Below are 7,580 nucleotides of genomic sequence, written 5' to 3'. Positions count from 1 at the left end.
GTTTGTGCGGGTTGCCGTCGAGCCGTCTGGAACAATAATCCCTGGCGCTCCCGACTGCCGTACGCAGCGCGTGCTCATTGAGACCACCCCTAACGTTCGCAGGAAACCGTCGTGCCTGAACCTGAGCCAAGCCCCTATGATGCCCTGCTGGTCGTTTCGTTTGGCGGACCCGAAAAGCCAGATGATGTGATTCCCTTCCTTGAAAATGTGCTCCGCGGCAAACCTGTTCCTCGCGAACGGCTGCTGGAAGTGGCAGAGCACTATCACCATTTCGACGGCGTCAGTCCGATCAATGCACAGGTCCGAGACTTTATCGAAGCGCTGCGGGGGGAACTCGAACTCGCCGGAATTCGATTGCCGATCTACTGGGGGAACCGGAACTGGCATCCTCTGTTGCCCGATACGCTACGGCAGATGGAGCAGGACGGTGTCCGTCGTGCCCTGGCGTTTGTCACCTCGGCTTTCAGCTCATATTCGGGTTGTCGGCAGTACCGTGAGAATATCGAGAACGCCCGCAAGGAGGTCGGCCCCGGTGCACCGCAGGTCGATAAGCTGCGTGTGTTCTACAACCACCCCGGCTTCGTGGAAGCCAATGTCGATCACATTCGGACTGCGCTGAGTCAGCTTTCGGCTGAGAATCAGACGCGGGCCCGAATCGCGTTTACCGCGCACAGTATTCCTCTTTCCATGTCTCGGAACTGCAAATACCAGCAGCAACTGGAAGAGTGTTGCCGGCTGATTGCGGAGTCGCTAGGTCTGCCCGCCGATCGGTGGAGTCTCGTCTATCAAAGTCGCAGCGGGAGACCCACGGACCCATGGCTGGAACCGGACATTGGCGATCATTTGCGCCAGATCCATGCTGAGGGAACGCGTGCCGTCGTCATCGCCCCTGTCGGATTTTTGTCCGATCACATGGAAGTCCTGTACGATCTGGATGAAGAAGCCCGCATCATCTGCGAAGAAATTGGTCTTGAGATGGCACGTGCCGCAACGGCCGGGATTCATCCCCGGTTCGTCGCAGGTATTCGTGAACTGATTGAAGAACGGTTGGGACTGCGGACGGAGCGTCGGGCGATGGGGCAATTCGGTCCCAGCCACGATGTCTGTCCTGCCGACTGCTGTCTCTACACAATTCCTCAAAGGCCCGCACCGTCAACGCCCGCAGCCAGTTGATTCGGGGACGTATCCCAGCAGATTGATCTTTGAGGTGTCGTTGATGACGCAAAGGGGAAGTGCTGATCCTCACGCCGGTCTGCACGAGAGTGGACCGGCCGAGACAGGCGTTCCTGTTCGCATTGCCTTCTGCATTACGGATCTGGATCGAGGTGGAGCCGAGCGGGCGCTGGTTCAACTGGCCTGCCATCTTGACCGGACCCAGTGGGAACCCCACGTGATCTGTCTGGGACCCCGTGGTGTGCTGGTCGATGAACTCGAAGCCGCCGGAATCACCGTGGTGTGCCTGGGGGCGCGTGGCTTCGGCAGCACCCCTTGCGTGTTGTGGCAGTTGGTGAAGGAACTGCGCCGATTCAAACCTGCGATCGTGCAGACGTTTTTGTTTCACGCGAACATCCTGGGGCGTATCGCGGCCCGAATTGCAGGCAGTCAAATCGTCGTCTCGGGGATTCGCGTCGCGGAACGTCGCAATCGCTGGCATGGCTGGATCGATCGCTGGACGAACTTTCTCGTGCAGACCAACGTCTGCGTCAGTCGCGGGGTGGCGGAATTTTCGGCCGCTCAAGGGGGACTCTCTCCTCGGAAACTCGTCGTCATTCCCAACGCGGTTGAGGCAGACAAGTTTAAGGGTATCCCCGCCGCCGACCTCACGAAGTTGGGTATCCCTGCGTCGAGTCGCGTCTGCATTTCCGTCGGACGACTGGAAAGTCAGAAAGGATTCGATGTTCTCGTGGACGCGATCGCGCGGATAAAGCCCCTCCCTGCGGATGTCTACTTCCTGATCGTGGGTGATGGACCGGATGCAGATCGTTTGGGGCAGCAAGTCGAGCAACTGGAGCTAGAGCGGCAGATTCGCTTCCTGGGGCGACGTGACGACGTTCCAGAGCTTCTCGCGGCCTCACAGCTGTTCATTCTGTCATCCCGGTGGGAAGGGATGCCAAACGTCGTTCTGGAGGCGATGGCAGCGGGCCTGCCAGTGGTCGCGACGGAGGTTGAGGGGATTGCTGAGCTGATCCAGGATGGCGTCAACGGAGTCACCGTGCGGCCGGGTGAAGCCCCCCCGTTAGCGGCAGCGATCGAGTCCTGTCTGGCCCGCCCCGAGTTCCTTGCCAGTGCGGGACGTGAGTCGCAACACATGATTCAGAAGAGGTTTACGCCATCAGTGGCAGTCTCTTCCTACGCTCAAATCTACCGCGAGTTGCTTGAACGATCCCCGATTTAGCTCGCGCTCAAATTTTTCCCAAAATCGTAAGTCCAATACGGAGAAAGGGTCTAGGAACGGCTCTGGAGTGCCGACGGACCGGCGCGTCTGTTTCTTGCTTGAACAACAGAAAAGCCTTGCTACATTTGGGCCACCGTGGGGACGAGTGGGGAAGAATGGTGACGAATGGCACTAACGGGGACATATCTCCGCACGCTGGATGAAAAACGTCGCCTCGCGGTTCCCAAACGCGTTAAGGATGATTTTGCGGAAGAAAATCTTGAGAGTCTGATTGTCGCGCCTGGTACGGAGAAGTCGCTGGTGGTCTACTCGCCCAAAAGCTTCGATCAATATGCAGCGAGGCTGTCGGGCGCTCCCGAGCACCAGCGATATATGCGGCTGTTTTACTCGTCTGCCGAGCGATTGGAGTTCGACAGTCAAAGTCGGATTCGGATTCCGGACCGGCTGGCCGATTATGCCGGACTGAAGCGCGATGTCTATCTGCTGGGTGTTCAGGACCACGCGGAATTGTGGGACAAGGAAGCATGGGAAGCGTTCATTAACACGCATTCACCTGAATTTGATCAACTCGCCTTGAAGGCGATGTCGTAGATTGGAAGGGCACGAAGAATCCCGCTGGCTACCGGGCTATGCGGAGCGGTCAGACATGAGGTCGGCCACGGAAGGATGTGACGAGAACGCGCGGCAGCATCGCGTCACAGGTCATTCGCCCAATCCTGGCGCAGCCGCCGGGCGGAATGGATTCCGCCCGCGGCGAGTGACTCTCTCTCGCACGACCAACGTCCGAATCCATTTCCTGAATGAGATGGACGCCGTGCTCTCTCCTTAATGGTCGGTTGTTTCTCTTCCATCCCGCGTAACCGCTGGTGACTCGCTGTGACGGTCGCTGCTGGGTTTGGTGACCTGAAATCATTCTTTAGTTCAGATTTCGTGGGCCGGATGCAGAGAGCTCTCGACCATGAAGCGCTGATGGCACCGCGCCAACCAGGGGAGCAGCAAGAGCCCCTGACTCGCCGGAGCGGTTCGTGGTCGTTGTGCATTCCGGAAGACTGTGTAAGTCTGTCACCAGTTGCCATCTCCGCTCAACTCATACTTGTCGCAGAAGTGGGAGGCCAACCAGAATTGCGGCGGGGTTGCGCTTCGATTTTACCTCGGTGATTGCACGCAGGTTGATTTGCGGTTTGTGGGATCTATTATTTTATCTGTCACCGGAAGCGCCGCCGTTGTAAAGATCCCTTTCTCCTGACAATGGAATGTGATCCCCTGCTCGACCAATTGAAAACCGCTACCCGGCAACTCCACAACCGATTGGAGGCGCGGGTTGATATTCTGAATCGACTCGGTTCCCTGCAGGCGTACCAGCAACTGGTGGCGGCCTTCTACGGGTTTTATGTCCCGATTGAAAAGCGACTCGATGGAGTTGGACTGAAACAAGTCGGGCTCGATCTCGCTTCTCGATGCAAGGTCCCGCTGTTACTCGCCGATCTCCGTTTATGGACGATCGATGCGGATTGCCTGCCCTGCGCCGTGGCTCTGCCGGAATTGAACTCCGTCCCGCAAAACCTGGGATGCCTCTACGTTCTGGAAGGTTCCACCCTCGGTAGTCAGATCATCAAGCGACTGCTGTTTCAGCATCTGGGTGTCGATGAAACCAATGGGGGGGCATTCTTCAACGCGTACGGAGACCGCGTGAGGCTGATGTGGGATCAGTTTCGGCAAGTGGTGACTCAGTTTGCCGCGGAAAATCCCCAGCACAGTGACGAGATGGTGACAGCGGCGCAGCAGACCTTTATTCAACTCGAACGATGGTTTGATCAGACGCTCGATCGATCAGACACGGTTCGACAGACTGGCGACGATCGTCAGTAGCTCTTCCTGTTCGACGGGCTTGGCGACGTGGGCCTGGAACCCCGCCAGCAATGCCCGTCGGCGGTCATCGCCGCGGGCGTAAGCGGTCAACGCGACGGCAGGTGTTTTCTCTCGCTTCAATTGAGCTTCAAGTGCACGCCATTGTCGAATGAATTCAAAGCCATCTTTGCCTGGCATTCCGATGTCCGAGATGATCACGTCGAATTTCTGCGTCCGCAGAACGTCGAGCGCTTCCTCGGCCGAGGAACAGGTTTTCACTTCGCATTTTCTCTCGACCAGCACCTGCCGCAACAAATTCCGCGCATCTTCATCGTCGTCGATTTCGAGAATCCGCAGTCCCGACAGGTCGAACCCGTTCGAGGTGGCAGTCCCCTCCTGTGAGGCATCTTTATCGTTTGGCGGTAATTCCGGGGCATGGATCGCCCGTATCGGCAACGAGACCGTGAAGACCGACCCCATGTTTTCGCCGCGGCTATAGGCGCGCACATTGCCCCCATGGAGTTCCACAAGGCTGCGAACAATCGACAGGCCCAGGCCAAGCCCCCCGTGCACTCGCGAGGTCGACGATTCTGCCTGGCGAAAGCGGTCGAAAACATAGGGTAAAAACGCATGATCAATTCCCTGTCCCGTATCCGAAACGGATACTTCGACGTGAGAGTTGATCTGCTGGAGGTGAACCTGGACCAAGCCTCCGCGAGGTGTAAACTTCACCGCGTTGGAAAGCAGGTTCCAGATCACCTGCTGCAATCGATGGGGGTCACCTGTCGTACGCAAGTTGTTCAGCGGATCGATCGATGCCACAATTCTCACCCCTTTCGCACTGGCCGTCAGCCGTACCGTGTCCAGCGCCGAGTACACGATTGAAGGGAGATGCGTGTCCTGAAGGTCGAGTCGCAGCTTCCCTGAGATCACGCGACTCATGTCGAGTAGATCCTCGATCATCTGGGCCTGAGCTTTCGCATTTCGTTCGATGACTTCGATGCCATTGGAAACGTCGGTGGGAAGCTGGGACTGCCGTTTGAGTAGTTGTGAGTAGCCGAGTATGGCATTGAGCGGAGTTCGTAACTCATGGGACAGAGTGGCAACGAAATCATCCTTCATCTGACTGACTCGTTCACTCTCGGTGCGTGCAGAACGTTCTGCCTGCAGTGCCTTTTCTCGCTCTTCACTGGCGAGTCTCAGATCCGTATTCGATGCAACAATGATTTCCGTCCGCCGAATCATTTCGGAAACCAGCTCTTCCCTCAATCGGCGTACGGCGTCCACTTCCACTTCCGTCCAAGGCATACTTCGCCCTCGGACGATTTCCTTCCAGAGCGAAAATGATCCGCGCGGGCTGAGTCGCACATCATCGCCCGAGCCCTTGGTAACACTCTTTCTGGGGTCTCCCGCCCATTCCACATTTCGCTCTTTTTCCGCGCGAAACCAGAAGATTTGATGAGCTCGAGAACGCGACAGAGAAATCGAGAGGAATCCGGCCGCGACATTCCCCAGGAGTGCCGATCCGAAGACGGTTTCCAGTCCATCCGTCGCGTAAAGTGGGTCTTCAAACTTCTGCTGGACGACCCATTTCGAGAGTTGCTTGAGGACTTCCTCGCTTGGAGTATTGCCTAGTCGGACGATGCGGTCGTTCAGAATCAGGGCGGTACCGTCCGAAGGAATCAGTGCCAGAAGATCTGGTTGCCGATCAACAAGGGCCGCGGCGATGTCTTCTGTCTGCTCGACATTGACCATCATCGCTTCGATGATCTTTTCAGCATTTTGCTGATAGATTTTTTTCTCGCGGTCTTCTGCTGCGGCGAGAGATAATGACATGACCTGACCCAGCAATTCACAGGCGGTTCGGACGTCGTAGGGAACGTATCTCGGTGAGTAGTGGTGGCAGGCAATCAGACCCCAGAGTTTCCCGTCTCGAATCAGCGAGACTGACATGGTTGCTGCGACCCCCATATTCCTCAGGTATTCCAGATGGATGGGGGACACGCTGCGCAGTACGGAGAAACTCATGTCGAGCGGTTGCTGATCGGGCAACGTAGAGTCCGAGATGACAGGGACCGGAACGTAGTCGCGGTCGGCGATAAATCGCAACCAGTTTCGGGTGTAGAGCTCGCGGGCCTGCCTGGGGATGTCTGAGGCTGGGTAGTGCAAACCGAGGAACGGTTCCAGATTGTCTCTTTTTGTCTCTGCAATCACCTGACCATTCCAGTCGTCGTCAAAGCGATAGGCCATCACCCGATCAAAACCGCTGATCAGCCGAACTTGTTCAGCACACAACTGACAAAGCGCAGTGACGGAAGTCACTTCTCGCATTCGCGCGATCGCCGATTGGACGAGCCGATAAAGCTCAGGGGTCGAGTGATCGCGGTGACCCGCATTCGGTTCGAGTTCCAGGAACAGGTACTCACCACTTCGATGAGCGATTGCATCAAAGAATCGGGGAGAAGGACTGACCGGGCCGTCCAGCTGCACGGTCACCATGTACTGAGGGAGGGAACCGGCCTTGTCGCTGGATAACTGTTGTGAGTACTCGGCCCGTTTTTCCGCAGGAAAGAGATCGGTCAATCCGCTTCCCAGCACCTTTTCAGGCGGTACGCCGCAATGTTCGAGAAAATTGGCGCTCACATGGGTGACTCTCATCGTCTCTGCCAACGCTGCGATGAAAACGCCATGCGGCTGGATAGCGCCGGGTTGATGTATCGGCTCACGATCACAGTTGGTCAAATTGAGGTCATTTGGGTTCATAAGCTGCCCGTGACGTGGAACGAAGGGTTCACCCCTATCTTATGATGGCGGCACCGTGACTGCATGGAAGCGGGGGCAAACGGAATTGAAGCAACTCGCGCGCCACTGAGAGCCAGCGGGCAGATTCATTCTGCTTCCAGGCCCAGGAGCGCTTCCGCGCATTCCCGTTTTACGCGAAAAGCCTACTTCACCGCTTCATTCAAAGCCTCCTTCACTCGAAACATCTCGAGCTGAAGACGTCCCTGCAGAGTGAGTTATCTGGAATTGCTGGACTGCATTCTGTGTGATCTTCTTCGACGAGACGGCTTGGCGCGTCGGTTGGATCACGGTGGGGCTTCGAAACGGAGAAACCGTAGATGCGGAAGACGCGGGAATGCCTCTGAAATTGTGTGACACGGGATCGATCAACCACAGCGCGTGGTAAAACGTTCAGCCAGCACGTTGTCGTTCCAACGGTACCCATAGACCGGGGGTTTTCATAAGATCTGCAAGACTCAATTTCTTTTCTGCCATGCGAGACTTCTGAAGATGAACTTGAACAAATCCCTGTTTGCGATCGCGACCGGCGTTCTGT

5 protein-coding genes are annotated in these 7,580 nt (G+C 56.7%); 4 read left to right on the top strand and 1 reads right to left on the bottom strand.

All coding sequences use genetic code 11. The annotated features are described in order from the left end of the window. Nucleotides 1-111 precede the first annotated feature (111 nt). From VGE80_RS10640 to VGE80_RS10625, 4 genes are all read left to right on the top strand, one after another. The gene (locus VGE80_RS10640; protein ID WP_440592647.1) at nt 112-1,173 is read left to right on the top strand and encodes a ferrochelatase; all 1,062 of its coding nucleotides are present in this window, start codon (nt 112-114) and stop codon (nt 1,171-1,173) included. Between the two features lie 43 nt (nt 1,174-1,216). Continuing rightward, complete coding sequence (locus tag VGE80_RS10635) at nt 1,217-2,395, top strand: glycosyltransferase (protein WP_440592646.1); 1,179 nt, start codon at nt 1,217-1,219, stop codon at nt 2,393-2,395. 165 nt (nt 2,396-2,560) lie between these two features. Beyond that, complete coding sequence (locus VGE80_RS10630) at nt 2,561-2,986, top strand: division/cell wall cluster transcriptional repressor MraZ (RefSeq protein WP_440592645.1); 426 nt, start codon at nt 2,561-2,563, stop codon at nt 2,984-2,986. A 657-nt stretch (nt 2,987-3,643) separates the two neighbouring features. After that, nucleotides 3,644-4,264, top strand: coding sequence for a biliverdin-producing heme oxygenase (locus tag VGE80_RS10625; RefSeq protein ID WP_440592644.1), 621 nt, complete (start codon nt 3,644-3,646; stop codon nt 4,262-4,264). Here VGE80_RS10625 and VGE80_RS10620 read toward each other — a convergent pair. Beyond that, nucleotides 4,226-7,006 (bottom strand): ATP-binding protein, encoded by a 2,781-nt coding sequence (locus tag VGE80_RS10620; protein ID WP_440592643.1) that lies wholly within the window; start codon nt 7,004-7,006, stop codon nt 4,226-4,228. The genes VGE80_RS10625 and VGE80_RS10620 overlap by 39 nt on opposite strands. Nucleotides 7,007-7,580: the final 574 nt, after the last annotated feature.

It is taken from the genome of Schlesneria sp., assembly GCF_036405755.1.
Classification (GTDB): domain Bacteria; phylum Planctomycetota; class Planctomycetia; order Planctomycetales; family Planctomycetaceae; genus Schlesneria; species Schlesneria sphaerica.
Note: the sequence above shows the minus strand (reverse complement) of the source record. Positions and strands in the feature narration are given on the sequence as shown.

What these genes read in the sequence shown, in the direction of transcription:
- VGE80_RS10635 (WP_440592646.1), top strand. Translation starts at nt 1,217, where the DNA reads ATGACGCAAAGGGGAAGTGCTGATCCTCACGCCGGTCTGCACGAGAGT.
- VGE80_RS10630 (WP_440592645.1), top strand. Translation starts at nt 2,561, where the DNA reads ATGGCACTAACGGGGACATATCTCCGCACGCTGGATGAAAAACGTCGC.
- VGE80_RS10625 (WP_440592644.1), top strand. Translation starts at nt 3,644, where the DNA reads ATGGAATGTGATCCCCTGCTCGACCAATTGAAAACCGCTACCCGGCAA.
- VGE80_RS10620 (WP_440592643.1), bottom strand. Translation starts at nt 7,006, where the DNA reads ATGAACCCAAATGACCTCAATTTGACCAACTGTGATCGTGAGCCGATA.